At 50.0% G+C, this 23461-nt stretch carries 19 protein-coding genes; 10 read left to right on the top strand and 9 right to left on the bottom strand.

The features are described 5' to 3' along the window. Positions 1 to 271: 271 nt before the first annotated feature. From EQP46_RS16110 to EQP46_RS16100, 3 genes are read right to left on the bottom strand one after another with little or no spacing between them, the layout of a single operon-like run. On the bottom strand, positions 272 to 1102 hold the full coding sequence (locus EQP46_RS16110) for a quinoprotein dehydrogenase-associated SoxYZ-like carrier (RefSeq protein ID WP_129494621.1): 831 nt from the start codon (positions 1100 to 1102) through the stop codon (positions 272 to 274). Positions 1103 to 1117: 15 nt separating this feature from the next. Further along, on the bottom strand, positions 1118 to 2050 hold the full coding sequence (locus EQP46_RS16105; RefSeq protein WP_129494698.1) for a quinoprotein relay system zinc metallohydrolase 2: 933 nt from the start codon (positions 2048 to 2050) through the stop codon (positions 1118 to 1120). An 11-nt stretch (positions 2051 to 2061) separates the two neighbouring features. Further along, positions 2062 to 2640: a rhodanese-like domain-containing protein gene (locus tag EQP46_RS16100; RefSeq protein WP_192545520.1), complete on the bottom strand. Its 579-nt coding sequence runs from the start codon at positions 2638 to 2640 to the stop codon at positions 2062 to 2064. A 148-nt stretch (positions 2641 to 2788) separates the two neighbouring features. Between EQP46_RS16100 and EQP46_RS16095 the strand changes: the two genes are divergently transcribed. Then, positions 2789 to 3727 (top strand): LysR family transcriptional regulator, encoded by a 939-nt coding sequence (locus tag EQP46_RS16095; RefSeq protein ID WP_129494620.1) that lies wholly within the window; start codon positions 2789 to 2791, stop codon positions 3725 to 3727. Between the two features lie 68 nt (positions 3728 to 3795). On the opposite strand, the gene EQP46_RS16090 is transcribed toward EQP46_RS16095, so the two are convergent. After that, complete coding sequence (locus EQP46_RS16090; protein WP_129494619.1) at positions 3796 to 4416, bottom strand: BamJ family beta-barrel-assembly machinery protein; 621 nt, start codon at positions 4414 to 4416, stop codon at positions 3796 to 3798. A gap of 308 nt (positions 4417 to 4724) precedes the next feature. Here EQP46_RS16090 and EQP46_RS16085 point away from each other — a divergent pair, with 308 nt between their 5' ends. Continuing rightward, positions 4725 to 5369 (top strand): LysM-like peptidoglycan-binding domain-containing protein, encoded by a 645-nt coding sequence (locus EQP46_RS16085; RefSeq protein ID WP_129494618.1) that lies wholly within the window; start codon positions 4725 to 4727, stop codon positions 5367 to 5369. Positions 5370 to 5469: 100 nt separating this feature from the next. Here EQP46_RS16085 and EQP46_RS16080 read toward each other — a convergent pair whose 3' ends face one another. Then, positions 5470 to 5934: a GNAT family N-acetyltransferase gene (locus EQP46_RS16080; RefSeq protein ID WP_129494617.1), complete on the bottom strand. Its 465-nt coding sequence runs from the start codon at positions 5932 to 5934 to the stop codon at positions 5470 to 5472. A gap of 256 nt (positions 5935 to 6190) precedes the next feature. Next, the gene (gene cpdB / locus EQP46_RS16075; RefSeq protein WP_129494616.1) at positions 6191 to 8143 is read right to left on the bottom strand and encodes a 2',3'-cyclic-nucleotide 2'-phosphodiesterase; all 1953 of its coding nucleotides are present in this window, start codon (positions 8141 to 8143) and stop codon (positions 6191 to 6193) included. Positions 8144 to 8464: 321 nt separating this feature from the next. On the opposite strand from cpdB, the gene cysG reads away from it, so the two are divergent. From cysG to cysC, 5 genes are read left to right on the top strand one after another with little or no spacing between them, the layout of a single operon-like run. After that, positions 8465 to 9886 carry a siroheme synthase CysG gene (gene cysG / locus EQP46_RS16070; RefSeq protein WP_129494615.1) on the top strand — a complete coding sequence of 474 codons (1422 nt, stop codon included), beginning with the start codon at positions 8465 to 8467 and terminating at the stop codon, positions 9884 to 9886. A 14-nt stretch (positions 9887 to 9900) separates the two neighbouring features. Further along, positions 9901 to 10809 (top strand): sulfate adenylyltransferase subunit CysD, encoded by a 909-nt coding sequence (gene cysD, locus EQP46_RS16065; protein ID WP_129494614.1) that lies wholly within the window; start codon positions 9901 to 9903, stop codon positions 10807 to 10809. A 10-nt stretch (positions 10810 to 10819) separates the two neighbouring features. After that, positions 10820 to 12253 carry a sulfate adenylyltransferase subunit CysN gene (cysN, locus tag EQP46_RS16060; protein WP_129494613.1) on the top strand — a complete coding sequence of 478 codons (1434 nt, stop codon included), beginning with the start codon at positions 10820 to 10822 and terminating at the stop codon, positions 12251 to 12253. A 5-nt stretch (positions 12254 to 12258) separates the two neighbouring features. Next, entirely contained in the window at positions 12259 to 13986 is a 1728-nt protein-coding gene (locus EQP46_RS16055) for an SLC13 family permease (RefSeq protein WP_129494612.1), read from the top strand. A gap of 17 nt (positions 13987 to 14003) precedes the next feature. Continuing rightward, entirely contained in the window at positions 14004 to 14624 is a 621-nt protein-coding gene (gene cysC, locus EQP46_RS16050; protein ID WP_129494611.1) for an adenylyl-sulfate kinase, read from the top strand. On the opposite strand, the gene EQP46_RS16045 is transcribed toward cysC, so the two are convergent. Both EQP46_RS16045 and EQP46_RS16040 read right to left on the bottom strand, forming a co-directional pair. Then, on the bottom strand, positions 14625 to 15545 hold the full coding sequence (locus EQP46_RS16045; RefSeq protein ID WP_129494610.1) for a TIGR03899 family protein: 921 nt from the start codon (positions 15543 to 15545) through the stop codon (positions 14625 to 14627). A 290-nt stretch (positions 15546 to 15835) separates the two neighbouring features. Continuing rightward, positions 15836 to 16390: a YtfJ family protein gene (locus EQP46_RS16040; RefSeq protein ID WP_129494609.1), complete on the bottom strand. Its 555-nt coding sequence runs from the start codon at positions 16388 to 16390 to the stop codon at positions 15836 to 15838. 360 nt (positions 16391 to 16750) lie between these two features. Between EQP46_RS16040 and EQP46_RS16035 the strand changes: the two genes are divergently transcribed. Next, positions 16751 to 16957, top strand: coding sequence for a DUF1107 domain-containing protein (locus EQP46_RS16035; protein WP_129494608.1), 207 nt, complete (start codon positions 16751 to 16753; stop codon positions 16955 to 16957). A gap of 120 nt (positions 16958 to 17077) precedes the next feature. Here the strand turns inward: EQP46_RS16035 and msrA are convergent, their stop codons facing one another. After that, a complete protein-coding gene (msrA, locus tag EQP46_RS16030) occupies positions 17078 to 17722 on the bottom strand; it encodes a peptide-methionine (S)-S-oxide reductase MsrA (RefSeq protein WP_420841381.1) in 645 nt (214 codons plus the stop codon). Positions 17723 to 17946: 224 nt separating this feature from the next. On the opposite strand from msrA, the gene tamA reads away from it, so the two are divergent. Then, positions 17947 to 19668, top strand: a complete 1722-nt coding sequence (gene tamA / locus EQP46_RS16025) for an autotransporter assembly complex protein TamA (protein WP_420841380.1) — start codon at positions 17947 to 17949, stop codon at positions 19666 to 19668. Next, complete coding sequence (gene tamB, locus EQP46_RS16020; RefSeq protein ID WP_129494605.1) at positions 19665 to 23405, top strand: autotransporter assembly complex protein TamB; 3741 nt, start codon at positions 19665 to 19667, stop codon at positions 23403 to 23405. The genes tamA and tamB overlap by 4 nt, the downstream gene beginning before the upstream one ends. Positions 23406 to 23461 lie beyond the last annotated feature (56 nt).

Below are 23461 nucleotides of genomic sequence, written 5' to 3'. Positions count from 1 at the left end.
AACGCCCTGACTCTTTGCGTCGGTGATTAGAGTTTATGGCAGCATTTGAGGGATTGTGAGGGGGAAAGAAGCACAACACTTTTGTTCTCGAGCAACAATGTCCACATGACGAGAAAGGGAATTCAACCATCAGATAAATAGCGGTATTTTTCTTTGTCACTGAGTGTTGCTCATTGAGAGGGTGTGCAACTTTCAAGACCCAAAGACCACCTTTGCGGACGATCTTTGGGTGATGAAAAATACGCGAATAGTGCGGATGCCTGTGACGAGACTAAATATCCCACTCGCTCGAAAATGATCGCCCTGTGGAATCTTTGACGTCGGCTTTCAGTTTGCCACTTTTTCCTTTGTCGACATGGAAGGTAAAGGTAGGGTTTTCGCTAATAGAGATGCCGCCGTTGAAGCGCAATACGGGTTCACCCTCTAACGTAATGTTCACGTCGCTGACATAGTCCGATGGGATCCAGTGCCGCGTAAGTTGATCCATTTGCAGCCCGCTGTAATTCGGGTGACTGATCAGCAATTGCAGTGCGCGTGAGTCACCCTGCCCTAACTCTTTCAGTTTCATTTTTCCCATGCGTTGGCGGGCCAACATGTCGTCGGCACCTGCAGGCGCGGAACAACCTCCTGACGCTTTCACGAAGTTTGCTGCCATGTGCAGCGAGCCATCAGCGGTTCGCGCAATCACCCTGACTGGGCTGTAAGCATTGACGCGAACCCGCGTCGACAAGTTGGCAATGCCGTTGTTGGGGGTCATGTCGAAGGTGCCCACAATCGGCGACGGGTTGTTATCCACGACGAGAAAGATCGTCTCTATCGGGTTGGGATCATCTTGTAGAACATTCACTTTGACACTTAGGGGGACGATGGCGGCATCTTGCGCGCGAGAAGGGGTTTCGAGCGTGATCAGGGTATCTTCAGAAATTGGCGTGTCAGGGAACAAACTGTCGCGAATGGTGAGCCAGTTCGGGCTATCTTCCACACTTTTGGCCGTCGCGTTAACCGTGAATGGCTGCAGTGCCAACAAGCCCACTATCACCGCGTATTTGAACGTAAGGCGTTCTTTCGATGGGTTAGATAGGCGTTTGATGATTGATTTCATGGTATGGCTCTCCTGTTACTCCCATTCCAACTCCTTGTAGGCTTGGATGACGTTCCTTGGATGGAAAGATCCAAATAAAGCCCATTGCTCCGCATGATCTGTCATTAAGGTGTTGCTGGCAGTATTGATATCAATGTGTTGATGAATGGCATCTCGAACCGACACGGTGAGAGATTCAAGGTAGTGACGTTGAAGAGCAAAGGCACTTTGCTCTGACGAGGTCTTTCTTCGTTGCACTGCGCCGTGGCCGGGAACGACGCGTTGATAGGGCAGTTGATCGAGTTCATCGATCACGTTAAGCCACCCGAGCAAACTGCCGTCTAACGTTGGAATGTGTTCGACAAACAAGAGATCGCCGGCGATCAGCGTGTGTGTTTGTTCGTCGAACACGGAGAGATCGTGGCGTGTATGGGCGCGATCGTGTGGCGTGAGTGTGATGCGTCGATTACCAAGATCGAACTGCGTGCTTGTGTCGATCAACAAGGTCGCCGCAACGGGCGTTGTGCCTTCAAACCACGGTGTGTTAAGGCGTTGAAGGTAATACCCTGCTTTTGCTGCGAAATCGCCGGGGTAACGGAAATGAGCGACAAATTCGGGTTTCTCAGCCAGAAAAGCCTGATTACCGAAATTATGATCAGGATGAACATGGGTGTTGATGACATAACGAATAGGCAGCGCTGTCACGGCTCGGATCGCCGTATATATCATCTCCCCTGCGCGCTGGCTTCCGCCTGAATCAATCAGGGCGACGGACGTTTCTCCCACAATAAAGGTGACGTTGGCGACAGGGCCAAATGGCGTCGTGAAAAGATCGTCGATTCTTCCCAGATGCACATGCACGCCCGGTGCGATTTCGTCAAAAACCAGTGTTGTCGGCGCATTGGCCAGTACGCAAAAAGGAAAGCTCAGCAGGGCGAGCAGAGCGGTGATGCGCGTGAGCGTGTTCATTCGTGATGTGTTCATGGACGACGCATTGACGGACGAATGGGTTCAGTGGTTTCTAGCGGGTAGCCTGCATCTTTCCAACCTTTGACGCCTGCGCGATACCAATAGACATGGGCAGCACCTAGCTCTAGTGCACGTTTACTGGCATTCCAGGAATGCCAACAGCTAGGCTCGCAGAAAATCACGATGGGCGTGTCGTCGTTTGGTAAATGGGCTTTCAGCAGTGCCATCAAATCATCCGGCACAATGCCGTGACCGACATTCGCCAGCCAATAGGTGTTAGGCAGGGTATCGCGGGTGGGTTCAATCCACAGGGTATTTTTCACCAATCCTTCGGGCTTATTCGGCGCGGGATACACATCAATCAGGCGCGGCGTTTCTTGTTCAATGAAGGTATGAAGTTCGCTGGGGGAATCAATGACCGATGCGCCGAGCAAGGTGGTCGGCACGGGGGCGCGATAGTGTTCGGTGCGGTAATCATTGGGTTCTATGACGGGCGATGAGTTTGTCTCTGCACTGATGTTCGTGGCACATAAACAAAGCAATATCGCGCAGTTGGAGCAAAATGCTCGACGCTTTCCAAGAGGCTTCATACTACTTTCATCCAATAAGTCTCCTACCTTAGTAGGAACGTGGCAGAGAGCTATCCAATTTGGATTAACATTAGGATAACAATCAGACCGTCACTGGGCGGACTTTATTGTTGCAGCCACAAGTAAACTTTTTTTCAGTGGGGCAAAGATGAACCGTTGGAGCGGTGTTGAAGAATTTGTTGAGGTCGTCAACAGTGGGAGTTTTACAGCCGCAGCGCGCAAGTTGGGTGTGTCTACGTCGCATGTCAGTCGCCGAATTGATGCGCTGGAAAGCCGACTAAGCACGCGGTTGCTCTATCGCACCACCCGTCAAATCACCTTAACCGAGGTAGGCAAAGTCTACTTCGAGCATTGTAATTCCCTGATCGAAGAGTTTTGCGATGCAGAAGCCTTGGTGACGCAAATGCAAACCGAACCTCTGGGTTTGCTTAAAATCACTGCCCCGTCCATTTTCGGCGAGAAATACATTGCGCCGTTGGCCAATGAGTTTATCCAAGCGCACCCCAAGCTCAGTGTTGATCTTCATTTTTCCAATGATGTCGTCGACATGGTGCATGACGGTTATGACCTCGCGATCCGAACGGGCATGCTCAAAGACAGCACCCTAATGGCAAGGCGATTAGCGCCGCGCCAGTTGTATGTGTGCGCGTCACCGGATTACATCAAAGAGTTTGGTGAACCCAAGGTGTTGGCGGATTTGGCCAATCACAATTGCTTGGTTGGATCAGCGGAAGCGTGGAGTTTTCAGGACAAGGGTGAAGCCACTCAAGTAAAGGTGAAAGGGCGCTGGCATGGTAACAGTGGCAGTGCGGTCTTGGATGCGGCTTTACGTGGTATGGGGTTAGCACAATTGCCCGATTATTATGTGCGACCGAAAATCCAACTGGGCGAGTTGGTAGAAGTGCTGGCGGATTACAAAGGCCCTGATTCCGCCGTGTGGGCGGTATATCCGTTTAACCGAAACTTGTCAGCCAAGGTGAGATTGTTCGTGGATTTCTTGTCCGATCATTTTTCTGATCATTTGCCGTGGGACGATGAAATCATGCTGGAAGAGTTGAATCACAGGCAGGCATCGAACGATCTCTAGTGTTCGGGCTACCTAAACGAAAAAAGCCAGCGAGAGCGCTGGCTTTTTGTCTTCTATACATCTGTGAATTACAGGATGTCTAGTAGCTCTACTTCGAATACTAGAGCAGCAAACGGAGGGATAGCAGCACCTGCGCCGCGCTCGCCGTATGCTAGGTCTTGTGGGATAGACAGTTTCCACTTAGAACCAACAGGCATCATTTGAAGTGCTTCAACCCAACCTTGGATTACGCCAGTGACTGGGAACTCAGCAGGTTGACCGCGCTCTACAGAGCTGTCGAACACAGTGCCGTCAGTCAGCATGCCGTGGTAGTGAACACGCACTTGCTTGTCGCTGGTAGGGATTTCGCCAGTACCTTCAACCAGTACTTCGAACTGAAGACCTGATTCAGTCACCGTCACTTCGTCACGCTTTGCGTTTTCCGCTAGGAACGCTTCGCCGTCTGCCGCCGCCGCTTTTGCAGCTTCTTGACGAACAGCTTCTGCTTGAGTGTGCAGTTCACGCAGTGCGTTGTTGATGTCGTCGATTTCGATTTCTGGCATGTCACCCGCTAGAGCGGTTGCGATACCTTTCGCGATTGCGTCAACGTTTAGACCTTCAAGGCCGCTACCTGCTAGTTGTTGACCCATTTGTAGGCCGATGCCGTAGCTTGCTTTTTGCTCTACGGTCTCCAATTTTACATCAGACATGTCATTTCTCTTTCGTTTGTGGGTTTATACCCAAACTACATCTGGATGTAGTTTGGGTATAAAGTGTTTGAAGGATACAGGAGCAGGTTGGATCGGACAAATCTAGCTTTAGGTTGATTCCTCATTAAAGATGCTGGAAAGTACAAATGTTAGCCAATCGACACGGATGATGCGCGAAGCCTTTAGTGGCTGACATTACGCTGACATACCCACGCTAGTTTATGCGACGCGGGTAAGACGCATTCATAATGAATCATTGATAGATAAACAGATTCCTTCATTACCCGATGGGAAGATTGGGAGAGGTTATGACCCTGAAAGGAAAACGCGAAAAGGGACAAGCAGCAACGCCGCCTATGGGTGATGCTGTGAAGGCTGCCATTGAAAAAGCAATGGCAACAATTAAACCTTATTTTGCCCGTGTAACGCCCTATTGGGAGGCGTTGCCAAAACCACACCGCATTGGCGTGTCTGCGCTCGCAGGGCTACTTGTGGTGCTCTTACTGTGGCCATCAAGTGACGATACTGCAGTGCCAGAAACCACCGCGAGTGGCGAACGTGTTTCGTTGCCGCTGACGTTTGAAAACCAAGATCCTGCTGAAGATGACGGCTTTAACCAAAATGGTTCAGAGGTGGTTTCAACCCAAACGGTGTCGCAGCAAAGTGCGAATACACCGCAAAACGTGAATACGGATTGGGTGAATTACGAAGTGGCGCGGGGTGATACCTTGTCGAACATTTTTAGGCAACAAAACCTGCCTTTGCCTGACCTCTACGCAATCTCTTCGATTGAAGGGGATGACAAGCCCTTGAGCCGCATTCAGCCTGGTCAGTTACTGCGTTTTAAGCGTGATACTCAAGGTGAGTTGGACATGATCCAGATTGAGGTATCGAAAGACACCTCGGTGATCTTCTTCCGATTGTCTGATGGTAGCTTTGCACGCCGTAAATAGCGCGCCAGTCACCAAAGACGACATACCATCAGGGCTGAAGATTTTCATGCCCTGATGGTTTGTACTGCTTGTTCGCGTTGCTTGCGTTCAACCGCTGACGCTATGCTGGGGAAGTGATGCCCACTCTGCGCATGTCAATGTGCGGGATACCGTCTTCCAAATACTCTTCCGAAATTTCTTCAAAGCCGTGTTGACGGTAGAACTTGCGTAAATGGTATTGCGCCCCGATGGTGATCGGCGCATCCGGCCACACCTCTTGTGCTTGTCGTAGTGCGTGTTTTACCAGTTCGCTGCCACAGCCATTCCCGCGCTCTGTACGCGCCGTTACGATGCGTCCTATGCTCATTTCAGGGTATGTGAGGCCTGCTGGTAAGATGCGGGCATAGGCGGTCATCTTGTCATCACGATAACCGAGCACATGTCGGGTCTCAGGGTGTAGGTCATGGCCGTCGAGTTCTGGGTATGGGCAGTTCTGCTCAACAACAAACACATCGGTACGTAATCGAAGTAAATCGTACAGTTGCCGCGTAGACAACTGACGGAAGGTCAAGGTTATCCATTGCATGGTTTTATTATCCTAATAAGTATTAAAAAGCTTGGGCGTAAACGCGCTTACTTTTCTTGTCTATGGAGTGTCATGGTTGTCTAGGCACTGCCTTTGGTCGGATAAAAAAGAAAAGTAAACACGCCTTTATCCTTATTAGTCCATTTCACCCAAAACTGCTTGATACGATAATAAAAAACCGCGGCTTAGGCCGCGGTTTTTTTATGCTAAATTTAACTATTTTCACTAATGAAACATTAAGTTAACACTCTGTTCATTATTTCTTTAGATCAATTCGGTATTGCGCAAAACCGACATCATCATTGCCGACTTTTTCCATCGGATAGCGCCCTTTGGCGTTGATGAATTGTGCCGCTTTCTCGCTTGGCGACGTTTCAAAAACCACATCTAGTTTGGTGTCAGTTTCAATGGGTGCGAACGTCCAGTTGTTGTCGGCGGTTGGCGTCACTTCACCTTTCTCTTTGGTCACGCTGCTGATGTAGTTAGCGACCACTGTGCGGTTTTCATCTGGCGAGGCAAAGGCAATGAAATCGTTGCCTGTTCCTGGGAATTTACCCAAGTATGCGCGGTAGTTGTTCGCCGCCACCAAGAAAGGTTGGCTCTGTTGCACCGGCTTGCCGTTAAAGGTCAATGCCTTAATGCGCTCTGCATCTGGGTTCACCAGATTACAATCGCTGTCGTAGCGCGCGGGTTGGGTCACATCGATTTGGTAGTTAACGCCGTCGATAACATCAAAGTTATACGTGCGGAAACCGTCCCAGTTGATCAGCGATTGCTGCGCCGTTGAGCTTGGATCGATTTGGTTAAATTGCCCTGCGCTGCACTCTAGCCATTCTTTCACTTCTTTACCGGTCACTTTGAGTGTGACCAAGGTGTTTGGGTAAAGGTAAAGATCTGCTGCGTTACGGAACGTCAGTTCGCCGGCTTCCACTTCGGTGTAGTTACCCGGATCGTTTTTACGGCCACCGGCTTTAAACGGTGCAGCGGCAGAAAGAACAGGAATGCCTTCAAGATCAGGATCGCCTTGAATGAAGCGCTCAACGTAATCTTTCTGTGCGAGGTTGACGATCTGAACCGTTGGATCGTCTTGAACCAGCGACAAGAAGCTGTACATCACGTCATTGGCTTTACCAATCGGTTGATTGACGAAAGCGCGGGTTGCTTTGTGATCATGCTCTAGCGCTTTGCGCATCGCAGGATCTGCCTTTGCGATCGATTCGCCATCGAAGATTGGGCGAGATTCAGTTTGCACTGGCGTGACGACCCAATCATCGCCTTGCTTATCTAATTGAAGATCCATGATGCCGACATGGCTACCCCAGCGGCCCGGCATGACGGACGCAACACCCTTGATCGTGCCTTTTTGGTTGTCGACGCCTTGGATGTTATCAAAACCTTTGCCCGGGAACACGGCGTGAGAGTGACCGAAGGCAATGGCATCAATGCCGTCAACGTCGGCGAGGTAGTACACCGAGTTTTCTGCCATGGCTTTATATTCGTCTTGCGACAACCCTGAGTGCGGAATGGCGACAATCACGTCTGCGCCTTTGGCTTTCATCTCTGGCACTAACTTGTCTGCGGTGGCTTTGATGTCTTTCGCAATCACTTTGCCATCGAGGTTTTTCTTATCCCACACCATGATTTGCGGTGGCACAAAACCGATATAGCCGACTTTCACCAGATGCGCTTTACCATCCGTGTCTGTCATGGTGTGTTCTTTGATGATGTATGGCGTGAAGTACGATTTGCCCGTGTGGGCGTCAAAGACGTTTGCCGACACGTAAGGGAAATTTGCGCCTTCTAAGGTACGGTCGAGGAAGTCGAGGCCGTAGTTGAACTCGTGGTTACCAATGTTGCCCACGTCATAGTTCAGTTGGTTCATGGCTTTGTATACGGGGTGGATTTCACCTTCTTCAATGCCTTTAGCCGCCATGTAATCGCCCATTGGGCTGCCTTGAATCAGGTCGCCATTGTCCACAAGCACACTGTTCTTCACTTCGTCTTGGGCTTTTTTCACCAAGGTGGCGGTACGGACTAATCCGATTTTCTCGCTCGGCTTGTCTTTGTAGTAATCGTAATCCATCACATTGGTATGAATGTCTGTGGTTTCGATGATACGCAGCTTAATGGTCTCTGCCATCGCTGGGCTTGCCATAACAAGCAGGCCGGATAAAACAGCAATCGAGAGTGGTCGAGGTGAAAGTGTCATGTGTGTCTCCTGAGGATCTACGACAAAGGGGCATTACCTACTTTTTTATGCAAAAAGTGGATGTGGTCATATTGTGCATAGTAGACACAGCTAAAGGTTACATTTCATCGATTAGTGTGATCTCGATAATTAATTAACCTCAATGTTGCTCACGCTTTGCGCGCCATTAATGTTGAAATTTGTGATCTCATCACATGCCGTGTTTTACCCTTGAGAAAGGTGTTAAATAACCAAAATGTTATAAAAAATGAAATTTTAGAATTTCAAGTAATATCAGCAACTCTTTATAGTGACAGTCAAAGGATTGAAAGGACGCTCACTATGGATTACTTGCCGATTTTTGCGAAGCTGGAAGGCCGACCGTGTTTAGTGGTTGGTGGCGGCGAAGTCGCTTGGCGCAAAACACGCATGCTGATGAAAACTGGCGCAGCGGTCACCGTTGTATCGCCGGATGCTGATCATGAAGTGGCCGAAGCAGCAGCGCGCGGTGAGTTGACCTGGGTGCAAGAAGGCTTTTCACCTGAACATTTGAAATCCATGTTTTTGGTGATTGCTGCCACGGATAATCCATTGGTGAATGAGCTGGTGTCGCAAGCGGCGAATGCACGAAATATTCTGGCCAATGTGGTCGATGACACGCCGAAATGCAGCTTCATTGTTCCTTCTATTGTTGATCGCAGCCCGATTGTGATTGCGATTTCTTCTGCGGGTAAATCCCCTGTCTTAGCGCGTTTGCTCCGCGAAAAACTCGAAACCTTGATCCCTTCTCACGTGGGTCGCATGGCAAAGCTGGCTGGCGAGTTTCGTGACACTTTGAAAAAGAAAGTCACCACCCTAAACGGGCGTAGAAAGTTCTGGGAAATGGCGTTTGATGGTCGCTTTAGCTCGCTGGTGGCGGCAGGCGATGAAGACGGCGCGAAAGCGGAGCTGGAAAAACTGACCACGGGTGTGTCACTGCAAGGTGAAGTGGCCTTGATTGGCGCAGGCCCCGGCGATCCGGGGTTGCTGACGCTTCGTGCGTTGCAATTGATGCAGCAAGCAGATGTGGTGCTTTATGACTATCTGGTTTCTGACGAAATCATGGAGCTTTGTCGTCGCGATGCCGAGCTGATTTGTGTCGGCAAGCGCGCGAGCTATCACAGCGTATCTCAGGAAGAAACCAACGCCATGTTGGTGAAGTATGCGCAGAAAGGTCACCGCGTGGTGCGTTTGAAAGGTGGCGACCCGTTTATGTTTGGCCGTGGCGGTGAAGAACTTCAAGTGCTTCAAGAAGCGGGCGTGCCATTCCAAGTTGTCCCAGGTATTACTGCCGCTGCAGGGGCAACAGCCTATGCAGGTATTCCTCTGACCCATCGCGATCATGCGCAAACGGCGATGTTCATTACCGGTCACCTGAAAAAAGAAGACGACAGCTTCCGTTGGTCAACGTTGGCTCGTGGTCGTCAAACCTTGGTGATTTACATGGGCTTAATGAAAAGCGCCCATATTCAAGAGCAATTAATTCAACATGGGCGTGACCCTCAGACGCCCGTTGCAATCATAGAGAACGGCACACGTACTAATCAAAAAATCTATACAGGCACATTGGGCGAGTTGTCGACATTGGCCGAGGGTGTGGGATCTCCTGCACTGATTGTTGTCGGTGAAGTTGTACAGCTCGCTGATCAGTTGAACTGGTTTGGAAAGCAATCCTTCAATACGGCGGGTGATATTCACGCTCCAGCCGTGGTTAATTTAGGCTAAGGAAATATCAAAGAATGGAAGCCAAGACCCTTACCCACCTCAAGCAACTTGAGGCAGAAAGTATCCATATCATTCGTGAAGTGGCGGCGGAATTTGATAATCCCGTGATGATGTATTCCATCGGGAAAGACAGCTCCGTGATGCTTCACCTTGCGCGCAAGGCGTTTTATCCGGGCAAAATTCCGTTTCCATTGCTTCACGTCGACACGGATTGGAAATTCAAAGAGATGATTGAGTTTCGCGATCGTGCGGCTAAGGAACATGGTTTTGAACTGCTGGTTCACCAAAACCCTGAAGGCCTTGCAATGGGTTGTAGCCCATTCGTGCATGGTTCTTCAAAGCACACTGACATCATGAAAACCCAAGGCTTGAAACAAGCACTCGACAAATACGGGTTTGATGCAGCGTTCGGCGGTGCACGTCGTGACGAAGAGAAAAGCCGTGCAAAAGAGCGCGTTTATAGCTTCCGTGACAAGAATCACCGTTGGGACCCGAAAAACCAACGTCCTGAACTTTGGCACACTTACAACGGCCAAGTGAACAAGGGCGAAAGCATTCGTGTTTTCCCTCTGTCGAACTGGACGGAGCTTGATATCTGGCAATACATCTACCTAGAAGGCATCGATATCGTGCCGTTGTACTTGTCAGAAATTCGCCCTGTGGTTGAGCGTGACGGCATGCTGATCATGGTCGATGACGACCGCATGGAATTGCGCGAAGGCGAGAAAGTTGAATACAAGAGTGTGCGTTTTAGAACACTCGGCTGTTATCCACTGACGGGGGCGGTCGAATCCACGGCAGATACCTTGCCGGGCATAATTGAAGAAATGCTGGTGGCGACCTCAAGTGAGCGCCAAGGCCGTGCGATTGACCACGACCAGTCTGGTTCAATGGAATTGAAAAAACGTCAGGGATATTTCTAAGGGATTAAGCATGAACAGCGTAATTGAACAACAAGTTGCCGAGCTAGGCATTGAAGCGTATCTGGATCAGCATCAGCATAAATCCCTGTTGCGTTTCCTAACCTGTGGTTCGGTGGATGACGGCAAGAGTACCCTTATCGGGCGCTTACTCCACGATTCACACCAGATTTATGAAGATCAACTTGCGGCGATCCACTCTGACAGCCAAAAAGTGGGTACGACAGGCGAGAAGCCTGATCTGGCCTTGTTGGTTGATGGCCTGCAAGCAGAGCGTGAGCAAGGGATCACGATCGACGTTGCGTACCGTTACTTCTCAACGCGTCCACGTAAATTCATCATTGCTGATACCCCAGGGCATGAGCAGTACACCCGAAACATGGCCACCGGTGCATCGACCTGTGATCTGGCGGTGATCTTGATTGATGCGCGTAAAGGCGTGTTGGATCAAACCCGTCGTCACTCGTACATCGCAAGCCAGTTGGGCATTCGCCACTTCATCGTGGCCGTGAACAAAATGGACTTGGTGGGCTTTGAAGAATCTCGCTTTGAAGAAATCAAAGCGGAGTACTTGGAGTTTGCTAAGAAGCTTAACCGTAACATCAATATTCAGCTTGTGCCTTTGTCAGCCCTTGAGGGCGACAACGTGGTTGAGCGCAGCGCGCAATCGCCATGGTACGAGGGCGATACGCTGCTGACCATGCTGGAAACCGTGGACGTAAGCAGCGACAAAGACAAAGGCCCGTTCCGCTTGCCTGTGCAGTATGTGAACCGTCCTAACCTCGATTTCCGCGGCTTCTCTGGCACCATTGCCGGTGGTTCAATCCGTCCTGGTGATGAAGTGAAAGTGCTGCCATCAGGCAAAACGTCAACGGTTGATCGCATTGTCACTTTCGATGGTGATCTTGAGTTTGCCCATGCAGGCCAAGCAGTGACGATCACGTTGAAAGATGAGATCGACTGCAGCCGTGGTGACTTGATTGTTCCTGCCACTGAAACGCAAAAGGCCACCAGTAAGCTGGCGGCAAGCATTGTGTGGATGGATGAAGCGCCGCTAGAGATTGGTCGTCAATACGACATCAAAGTGGCGGGCAAGAAAACCGTAGGCTCGGTGAGTAAAATTCGTCACCAAGTCGACATCAACTCGCTGGAGACTTTTGATACTGACAGCCTTGCTCTTAATGGCATTGCAGAGTGTGAAGTGGAACTGACTGAGTCAGTGTCACTCGATCTGTATCAAGACTGTGCCGACACCGGTGGTTTCATTGTGATTGATCGTCTGACCAACGTGACCGTGGGTGCGGGCATGATCAGCGAACTGCTTGAAGACCAAGCATCGGCTGTTCAAGGTACTGATATCTCGGCGTTTGAAGTTGAGTTCAATGCGCTGGTTCGTAAGCATTTCCCACATTGGAATGCGCGCGATATCAGTAAGTTGTTGGGGTAATTCCCATGAGCTGGGATCAGTCTCTGGTATCAGGTCTGTTGCTGGCTATTGTGGCAGGGTTGGTGTTTACCAAAATCAAGCCTGCCATTTTATTCGCTGGTGCAGCGTTCATTGCATTTCAATCTGGACTGGTGAATATCGAGGCATTGGCGGGGAACTTTACCAACAGTTCCTTGCTCACCTTGGTTCTGCTGATTCTTTCTTCCGCGGCGCTTGAAAAAACGCGCCTCGTGAGTTGGGTGAGCGGACAACTTGCTAGTGGTCGACTGGGTACCGTGGTGGCAAAGCTTGGGCTTTCTACCGCCGTACTGAGTTCATTTACCAACAACACGGCAGTTGTCGTGTCTTTGATTGGCGCCGTAAAACGAAATCGTCGCCATGCGCCGTCGCGTCTTCTTATCCCCCTGTCGTATGCGGCGATTCTTGGCGGCACCCTCACGCTGATTGGTACGTCTACCAACCTCATCATCAATAGCTTTGTGGAAAGCACAGGTTTACCCAGCCTTGGCTTCTTTGCACCGTCAGCCATTGGCCTTGCCGTGCTCGCGGGTGGTTTACTCGTGCTCATCCCATTTTGTTATTTGCTGCCTGACTATGACGACCAAAGCGAAGATGACTTGCCGTATGTGTTGGAAGCTGCAATCGAGCTTGGCTCGCCACTTGCAGGCCGCACCGTGTCAGACAATGGTCTTCGTGCACTGCGTCGTTTGTATTTGGCGGAAGTGATTCGCGATGGTGAATTGATTGCCCCAGTTTGCCCAGACATGGTGTTAAAAGAAGGCGATAAGCTGCAATTTTGTGGTGACGTAGAGAGTGTTGCTACTTTACAAGAAATTGAAGGACTGGCGCTTTTTGGTCAGCATCACATCAACGGACAGAATTTGCTGGAAGTGGTGGTCAGCCACAGTGCTTCGATTTTAGGAAAAACCCTGAAAGAAGCGAAATTCCGTGAAAACTTTGATGCTGTGGTGGTCGCAATTCGCCGTGGACATGAGAAGCTTGAAGGCGGGCTAGGCAACATTACATTGCTTGCGGGTGACACCTTGGTGATTGTGCCAGGTAAAGGCTTTGTGAGTCAGAAAAAACAGCTCGAACGTGAATTCGTGTTGGTGAATGGCCTTGATTCAAGCGCGCGCCTAGATGGTGCCATGAGTGCTTGGGTGTTAGCCGGGTTTGCCACAGTGATCGGTTCTGCGCTGTTAGATTGGGTGCCTTTACTCAACGGACTCGCTGCGTACTTGACGGTGTTGTTACTGACGGGTGTGGTCAATTTGGGTGAGTTGCAACGCCGCTTCCCTGTTGAAATTGTCGTGATAGTTGGCAGCGCCTTGAGCTTGGCACAGTTGATGATTGAAACGGGTATGTCTGCTCGTATGGGCGATCTGTTTATTTATTTGTTTAATGGGTGGGGCGTATATGGCGCATTGATTGCGACGTATCTCCTCACCTTGGTGCTGACGGAACTTGTTACCAATAACGCCGCCGCAGCACTGGCATTCCCGATCGGTTATAGCTTGGCATTGGGCTATGGCGTGGATCCGATGCCATTTATCATGGCGGTATTATTTGGTGCGAGCGCGAGCTTTATTTCGCCATATGGTTACCAAACGAACCTTCTGGTCTACAGTGTGGGTAATTATCAACTGACTGATTACCTTCGCATTGGCTTGCCGTTGTCGTTGGTGTATTCCGCGTTGGTGCTGGGATTAATCCCCGTCTTTTTTCCATTTTGATTTACAAGGATTGAGTTATGAGTGCAGCGGATACGCCGCATCCGGATGAGAACGTGGTTTGGCACAAACATGCCGTTGATAAGCAGTTCCGTTCTGAACAAAAAAAGCAAAAGCCAGCGTTGTTGTGGTTCACGGGGTTGTCAGGTTCAGGCAAGTCAACCGTGGCGGGCGCGCTAGAGAACAAACTGGCAGCGCTTGGTCATCACACTTATTTGCTTGATGGTGACAATGTTCGCCACGGCCTTTGTCGCGATCTGGGTTTTTCTGACCAAGACCGCCGCGAAAACATTCGTCGTGTAGGCGAAGTGGCAAAGCTGATGAGCGATGCAGGATTGATTGTTCTGTCGGCTTTCATCTCTCCATTTCGTGAAGAGCGCCAATTGGTGCGTGAGCTTTTGCCTGACGGTGAGTTCTTCGAAGTGTATGTGGATACGCCGCTTGAGGTGTGTGAATCTCGCGATCCGAAAGGGCTGTATAAGAAAGCCCGCGCAGGAGAGATTAAGGCGTTTACTGGGATTAGCTCTGCGTATGAAGCGCCAGAACAACCAGAGATCCACCTACACACCGACCAGCACAGCGTTGATGCGCTGGTTGATCAGTGTGTTGAGCAATTACGCAACGCGGGCGTGATCGGCTGATCACGCCTTGGTGTTAACGGTCGATCCTACGTCGCTGTTAACGTCGAATGCGTGTGAAAGCAGTGCCATTAGGGCATCAAGGTATTCAGGGTGGGTCTTTTGACCCACCAATTTCGCCAACTCATTGCCCGTTGGGCTGAAACGGTAGTAATAAATTCGCGTCCCCTTCCTAAACGGCGTCAACATGAAGGTTTTTCCCTGACCGGATAACGCCAGATCGGCCGATGGATCCATCGCACCAGACTCTAATTCCGTTCTTAAAATCAGCCCCAGATCCATCAACAGCATCAGATCCGTAAACGGCAGTTTGTAATTGCCGAGCGCGAGGCGTTCAGCCAAGTCAGGCTTAAACCAACGTTTCATCCCTTGCTCGGGCTGCCTAAAGCCTGTGATGAGCTTGTTTGCACCATCGCTGCCGAATGTGCAGGCGAGGGTACAAGCGCGTTGTAGTGCCTGTGCTTCGCGTTGTGTCATCGTCTCGAGCAACGACAGTGCTTTTAACGAGGTGCTACCCGGCTTGATGATTTCCTGTTTTAAAATGCGTGCCCACAAGTTCTGCATGGCTTCGCCATAGATGGTTTTGGCCATTTCAAAGAATCGGTATAGCCAATCAGGATCGGGTGAGTTTGACGCTTCGTCGCGGCAAAGATCATGGGTTAACTTGATGATCTTTTCGAGGTTAGCTTGTTGTTGCTGCTTCAGTTGTAACTGCCGATATGCCGCGCGTGTTGTTAGGCTGTCATGTTCAACCTCGTGCAACATTGCATCAATATGGTGAAAACCTGCAATTGCCTCAAGCCGATGTTGACTCGATTTGATGTGGTTTTCTTGGCGGTGATGGCCATTTTCAGCTTCTTTTTTGGTGTCAGAAGCCGCTTTTTCATTGACGTCAATCAGTACGGGTTTGCGCTGTTCAGCCATGCTCTCATCCATTTCACAACGTTAAGGTAATGTTTTCGCGACGATTTAGAAAAGGTTGTCTTTAATCTGCTATGTTAAAATTAAATTAAATTTGTTAACATTTGGCATCGGTTAATTTTGACAGGGAGGCACACAGTGATGAAGAAATTCAAAGTAAACACAGTGAATATCTTGCTTGTCGTCTTCTATGTCGCCACCTTGCTCTACCTTTCTCAGTTTATCGGCTGATCGAGACAAAACATTAAAAAACCCGCCAATTGGCGGGTTTTTGTTTTGAGGAGTGAGAAAGATCACTGAATAAGTTTATTCACCAGATCAATCACTTGCTTGACTTCCATCTCGCTGAGCGCGCCTTCTTTAACAAAGCGAACAACGCCCTCTTGGTCAACGACAACGATGGCTGAGTTTTCCTCTTTCAGGTTCCATGCACCTGCAACCGCACCGCTTTCATCTAGCACAATGGATGACCAGCTAAATTCGCGTTTGCTGTCTTCCGCTGACGATTTAACAAAGCCGCCAGTGCCCCAAATCGCATCATCTTGGTTGATGATGGTGGTGGTTTGGTAAGTGTCGTTAGAGAAATCTGCCGCTTTAATTGCCTCCACAAGCGGTGCATTCATCTCTTTTGAGCTGCTGCGGCCTGCGATGGCTTGAATGATGCGAACTTTACCGGTGAGTTCTGCGCTGCTCCACGTTTTGAAGCCGACATCATCGCCGCTAAGGGTGAGTTCACCGTATTTTTCAACCGACACTGATGGCAGTGCTTGGCCGTTATTGATGTTGTGTGCCTGAGCAAAAGGAGAGATGAGAGCGGTTGCTAAGGCAAGCATTTTAAGTTGACGCATAGAGGTTTATTCCCCATTTATTAGTGTGTTGTAAGAATATAGCCGAAACCGAAAGCCTGACCGTATCAATAACAGACCCAACCACTCAAAAACGACATTCGATTTACCGCTTGTTGAATCTTATTTGAGACTTCGTGTCGTATATTTACCACGTGTTATTTTTTGACTACGCTTTGAGGGCTGTTATAGAAAAATGTGGGAACGATATTTCGGCACGGTGTCCAAATACTCAGTACCAACACAATATGAAGTGAGCCCCAGTAGTTGGCATTTAGATTGCATCAAACAAATGTCTGCCATAAATGAAACCTATGGCGTGTGATGCAGGTCTTTTATCTTAAGACATGGAGGAGTTCATCAATGTTACGAATTTTTCATCAATACCGTCCCCGTCAGGTTGCGCGTTACGTGAAAGGCTTCTTCCGCGGTCGCGTGTATATCGAAGGCGTCGGCGCTTTTGAGTTTGATTGCGGAAAGTTGTTGCCGCCGTCGAACCGCGATAAACGGGCGTTAGCTGTCATGAATGAAGTGAACAGCGAAATTCGCGCCATGGCGATAGCCGCGTAGTGTAACGCGCATATCGATAACCCTATTTAAAAGAAAACGCCCAGCATTGCTGGGCGTTTTTGATCCATGCGCAAAACATTAATGCATCATAGGCTTGGGTTTTTCATCGGGTTTGACGTTCTATTTGTCCCGTTCCCAAGGAGGAAGACAAACCCCTGTGCCACCTATGCCGCAGTAACCGCGAGGGTTCTTCTCTAGGTATTGCTGATGGTAGGTCTCTGCGAAGTAGTAAGGGCCTGCTTCGGCGATTTCAGTGGTGATCTCTGACGATTTACCCGCTTCAACCAGCGCGGCTTGGTAAGCCGCTTTGCTTGCTAATGCTGCGTCTTTTTGCGCGTCATTATAGTAATAAATCGCAGAACGATACTGCGTACCTACGTCATTTCCTTGGCGCATCCCTTGCGTGGGATCATGGCTCTGCCAAAAAGTAGTCAGTATGGTTTCTAGCTGAATTTTCGCCGGATCGTATACCACTTGCACGACTTCTGTATGACCTGTCTGCGCTGTACACACATCGCGGTAACTTGGATTTACAGTGAAGCCGCCACTGTAGCCGACCGACGTTGAGGTCACGCCATCGAGTTGCCAAAATAGGCGTTCAGCGCCCCAGAAACAGCCCATTCCCACAAGAATTTGTTCCTGATTCTCTGGAGCGTCGGCGCGCAGCACCGATCCATTGACGGCATGAGGCTCAGTCGGAATGATTTGTTCCATTCTATCTGGAAGCGCCTCTTGAGCGGTTATAGTATGTTGTTTACTTGTTATCATACTTCGACTCCTTGTCGTCTGGTTTCTCTCGACCCTGTATACTCTCAGCCATTCTAAGAGGCGAACTCTTAGCGCTAAACGGATTTTAGGTAGGGTTGAGCTTTTTTATCGTGCTTTGATGCACTTTTGCAACAGAACAGCCCCACCGTTAAGCGGTCATACTGTTGAGTATTTGGTTTTCATTGTGACTCTCAAGGTGAGAGAAAGACGTACGGTTAATGATTGATAAACGATTAATACCTTGGCTTGTTAGTGGAATGATGTTGATGCCTGGGTTGGCCTTTGCGGACATTGACTTCGATATCGACGGGCTTAAGAAGCCTTTAGAAGAAAATGTCAGGGTTTATCTCGATGCGATTCCTGAGAATGAACGACGTTTAAATTTCCGTTTTCAATCTCGTGTAACAGATGAAGTGAGCAGAGCACTTCAAGCCCTTGGGTACTATGATCCGACAGTGACATTTACTGTTGAGGATAAAGCGTCCAGTGAAGATGCCACTGTGGTGCTCAATATAGACCCGGGTCCACCGATTTTAATTGCAGACATGGATATAAAACTTGAAGGCGAAGCGGAAAATGACCCTGCTTTCAAGGCCTTGATTGACGCTGCCCCTAAAGTAGGTGATGTCTTAAACCAAGGGCAATACGACTCACTCAAATCATCCATCCAAAGTTTGGGTATACGACGCGGTTATTTTGACGGTGAGTACACGCTCTCTCGACTAGAAATCGCGCCTGGTCTTCAAAAAGCGTATTTCCGATTGCACTACAAAAGCGGTATTCGTTATCACTTTGGTCAGATCGTATTTCACGATAGCCAAATCAACGAAGAGCGTCTTGAGAGTATGCTGACCTTTAAAGAAGGCGATCCGTATTTAGTGACCGATCTCGGTGCGTATAACCAAGCCTTGTCGAACACGGGATGGTTTTCTTCGGTGTTGGTGGAAGCGGGGCTTGATGACATGCGCGACGATCGTGTGCCGATTTCCGTGTCCCTCGAGCCAGCACCACGAAATCAATTTGAAACGGGTGTGGGTTACTCAACGGACACCGGGCCGCGCGTAAAAATTGGTTGGAAAAAGCCGTGGTTTAACAGCCGTGGGCACAGCTTGAATACCGACCTTTACGTTTCCTCTCCCAAGCAGACGCTTGAATCAACCTACAAGATCCCACTTGAAGACGTTCAGCGTGAGTACTATCAAGTGCAAGTCGGTGTTGAGAACCTCGACAACAACGACACCAAAAGTTTGGAGCTGACCTCTTCTGTGTCACGCCATTGGAAATTTGATACCGGCTGGCAGCGCTCTGTGTTCTTGCGTTGGCTCTATTCGGATTACACCCAAGGATCGGATTCTGATATCTCAAACCTTATCTTACCGGGGATCAATTTCTCTCGAGTGCGAAGCCGGGGTGGCGCGATGCCTTATTGGGGAGATAAGCAATCCATTACCTTTGAAATGGCTGACCCGCTTTGGGGGGCAGATATCAATCTCTATCGCGTGGTAGGCCAAACAGCGTGGATTCGTAGCTTGAATGAAAACAACCGCGGCATTCTTCGTGTTAACGGCGGCGGCGTGTTCACGGATGAATTTGAGCGTGTGCCACCGTCGCTGCGTTTCTTTGCGGGTGGTGACAACAGCATCCGTGGTTATAGCTATGAATCGATTTCTCCACGAGACGATAAAGGCAACCTCCTCGGTGGTAGCTACATGGCGACGGGCAGTTTGGAGTACAACTACCGAGTTTCTGGTAACTGGTGGGGGGCGTTGTTTGTGGACGCCGGTGATGCATGGACGACAAGCAGCCCGTCATGGAAAACCTCGGCCGGCATTGGCGTGCGTTGGGAATCGCCGGTTGGCCCAGTACGCTTTGATATCGCACACGGCTTTGAAAATGAAAGCGATGAATTTCAGCTCCACTTCAGTTTGGGGCCAGAACTATGATGCGCTGGATTAAGCGACTACTCGTCGCCATTTTCTTTTTGATCGTGTTTGTATTCGTCGCCGTGGGGGCGTTTCTCATTACCCCAGGTGGCGTGAAATTTGCGGTGTGGGGGGCGCAGGAAGCGTTGCCCGAATTGAGCATTGAGGATCAGGAAGGCGCGGTACTGAATGGTTTCACTTTGAAAGGGGTGTCTTACCAATCTCCCGCGTTTTCACTGACCAGCAAATCCTTGTATTTGGACATCAATGCGAAGTGCTTACTGACACCTGTTTTGTGTATTGATGGGTTAACCGCTGATGGCCTAGTCGTGACGGTGGGAGAGACAGAGCCCTCGCCAGAAGATGACACACCTTCTGAGCCCGTCACCAATGTATCGACGCCTGTTCCGCTCTTTTTAAGCGGCGTTGCACTGAGTGATATCACCTTGGACATTCTCGGCACAAAAGTGCATTGGGATTCCTTGACCACGGCTGCGCAAATGCAGCGCAGCACGCTGACATTAAAGCCAACAACGTGGCAGGGCATCTCTGTCACGCTGCCGCCTGCGAGCAATGACGCGTCCGATAACACCGCAACACCTGCGACACAAGCCAAAGGGAAGAAGCAAGCACTTACCTTGCCAGAAGTGAACATTCCGCTGAATGTCGTCATTGAGCGCTTCGAGCTGAAAGATGCCGATTTACGCTTACCTGAAAAACAGACGATTCATCAATTCCTGCTCGAAGGTACTGCAGGTGGAAATGATATAGCGATCAAGCAATTGGTCTTGGATGCCGAACAAGGGAAAGTGTCGCTCAATGGTGATGTCTCACTGAAAGGTGAGTACCCACTGACGCTCGATGCGCTGGCGAAGGTGCGCATGGCACCGCTTGGTGGCCATTCGCTGAAACTGGATGCGAAAGGTGACCTTAAGGCGTTAGAGCTGGATGCGACGTTGAAAGGCGTGCTGGCGGCTACCTTGTCAGGCAAGCTGAATGTGATCGATCCAGACATTCCCTTCTCTTTGCTGCTGACAAGCCGAAACCTGCAATGGCCCATTGATAAGCCAGCGGAATACCGTTTGTCATCAACCGCATTACGCGCCAGCGGCAGCTTGGCAGATTATCGTGCCACATTAAAAACCAGTGCCACGGGGGATGCCATTCCTGATATGACGCTCAGCACGAATCTGGCGGGCAGTTTATCGAAGGTAGCGTTGAACAACTTCAAGCTCGATACCTTGGGCGGCAACATTGCAGGTTCTGCAAGCGCGAATTGGGCGAAGTTGGTGAGTTGGCAGACAGCGCTAAGTTTCAATGACATTCAACCGGGGCTGAAATGGCCTGAAGCGGAAGGGCAACTGTCGGGCACATTCACCAATAAAGGGCGTTTAACGTCGCAAGGCGGCTGGCAAGTTGAAGTCCCTGAGCTTGATATTCAGGGCACTATCCGTGAACAAGCACTCACCTTGGTTGGGCAAGTCGATGCGTCCGATGTGAAAGGCAAAGGCGATATCTTGGTGGAAACGCAAGGGTTGTCATTGCGTCATGGGCCGAACCGCGTTGATGTCTCAGGGAAAATAGACAAAGCACTCAATCTCGATGTCTTGTTGGATTTACCGTCCCTTTCCGCGTCTGTGCCGCAGGCCAAAGGCAGTGTGAAAGGAGACGTCGCGTTATCTGGCACCTTGGATGCGCCAACCGCGTCTGTGAACCTCAATGCCTCTACGTTGGCCTGGGAACAGCTAGTGTCGGTACAGAGCGTCAACATTCGAGGCTCTGTGTCTCCGTTGCCCACGGTGAGTGGTGGTCTTGTGGTTGATGTTGCAGGCGTAAAAGCCGAGGGCGTGGATGTTTCGACGCTGTCGCTCCGTGCTTCTGGCGATGAAAGCGATCAAACGGTGTCGCTTAATGTTGACGGCAAACCCGTGGGCGCAGAATTGGCGCTGCGCGGCCAGCTAGATCGTGAAACTGGCTGGAAAGGTAAGCTATACGCATCCAAATTAACCACACCTGTTGGCCCTTGGACATTGGAAAACGATGTGCCATTGGCGGTGGACTTTAAAACATCGTCAGTCGATGTCGGCGCGTTTTGTTGGACGCAGCACCAAAGCCGCATTTGCTTAGACAAGCCAGCCAAGGTTGCAGATAGCGGTGAGGCAAGTGTGTCTATCGTCGATTTCAACTTGGACATTTTGCAGAGCTATTTGCCAGTGACCACCATGATCCAAGGTGAGCTTGATGCGAAGGCTGATGTGGGTTGGACACCGAATGCCTTGCCGACAGTGAATGCGTCTGTGTCTCTGTCGAAAGGGCAGGTCGTCGAGCAAATGGATCTGCCTCTCACCTTCGGTTGGGACAAGCTGGATCTGAATGCCGTATTGGCGAACGAAAAATTGAATGCCGATTTTGATCTGGATTTAACCGACAACGGCTCGGTGACACTGAATGCTGAAATGACCAAGCTGTCGAGTGAGAATCGCGCCTTGAAAAGTGCGTTTTTGCTTAAGGGCGTGAACCTAGATTTCCTTTCTGCCGCGTTGGGTGAAGATTCTACTTTGAAGGGGGAACTCAACGGTAATGTTGTGCTCAATGGTGCGCTTGATGCGCCCAGCGCCACCGGTAATATTGATCTCACAGGGTTGAAGCTACAAAGCTTGGCGGCACCTGTTGAAATTACGCAGGGCCAAATTGGCATCGACTTAAAAGGCTATAAAGGCCAGCTAGACGGTGGCATTAAAACCCCGGATGGTGATTTGAAACTGTCTGGTACTGCCGATTGGACCAAACTGGATGCGTGGCTTGCCTCATTGAATGTGACGGGTGAACGACTGAAAGTGGTGGTACCGCCGATGGTGGCGCTGGAAGTCAGCCCTGACATGACGTTGAAAGCGAATCCGAAGCAAATTGATGTGACGGGCAAGGTCTCTGTGCCTTGGGGACGCATTATCGTTGAAACCTTGCCGGAATCCGCGGTGCAAGTTTCAAGCGATGTGGTGCTTCTTAATGATGAGCTTCAACCCATTAGCAAGGAAGAAGTATCCCCGATCACGATCAACGCAGCGATCAACGTCAATATTGGTGACGATGTGCGCTTAGAAGCCTTTGGTTTGAAGACCTTGCTGGTGGGCGATTTGAACGTGGCGAGTAATCGCAAAGGGCCGTCGGTATCAGGCGATATCAACTTAGAAGAGGGAACATACCGCTCCTTTGGGCAGGACTTGACCATCAAAAAAGGGCAGATCTTGTTTAATGGTCCGCCTGAACAGCCTTACTTGCAGATTGAAGCGATCCGAAATCCAAACGCGATTGAAGACAATGTCGAGGCGGGTATTCGTGTGACAGGCCCGGCTGATGCGCCAGAGGTAACGGTATTTTCTGATCCAGCAATGCCGCAGGCGAATGCCTTGTCTTATCTGGTACGTGGTCGAAACCTCGATAGCGAATCGGATGGCAATGGCATGACCTCCATGTTGATTGGCCTCGGTTTATCGCAAAGCGGTAAGTTGGTCGGGCAGCTTGGCGAGGCCTTCGGGGTGCAAGATTTGTCGGTGGACACATCAGGCAGCGGCAATGACGAAAAGGTTGAAGTCTCTGGCTACATTTTACCGGGCTTACAGGTGAAATATGGTGTGGGGATCTTCACGAGTTTGCCGGAGTTTACGGTGCGCTATCGTTTGCTGAAAGATCTGTATTTAGAAGCGGTTTCGGGTGCGGATAATGCTGTGGATTTGTTGTATCAGTTCAGCATTAAGTAGCGACTCATTCGCGCGTTATCGCCAGTTTGGTTGATAAGTAAAAGCCCGCGGCTGCG

The organism is Enterovibrio baiacu (assembly GCF_004120195.1).
GTDB lineage: Bacteria > Pseudomonadota > Gammaproteobacteria > Enterobacterales > Vibrionaceae > Enterovibrio > Enterovibrio baiacui.
Note: the sequence above shows the minus strand (reverse complement) of the source record. Positions and strands in the feature narration are given on the sequence as shown.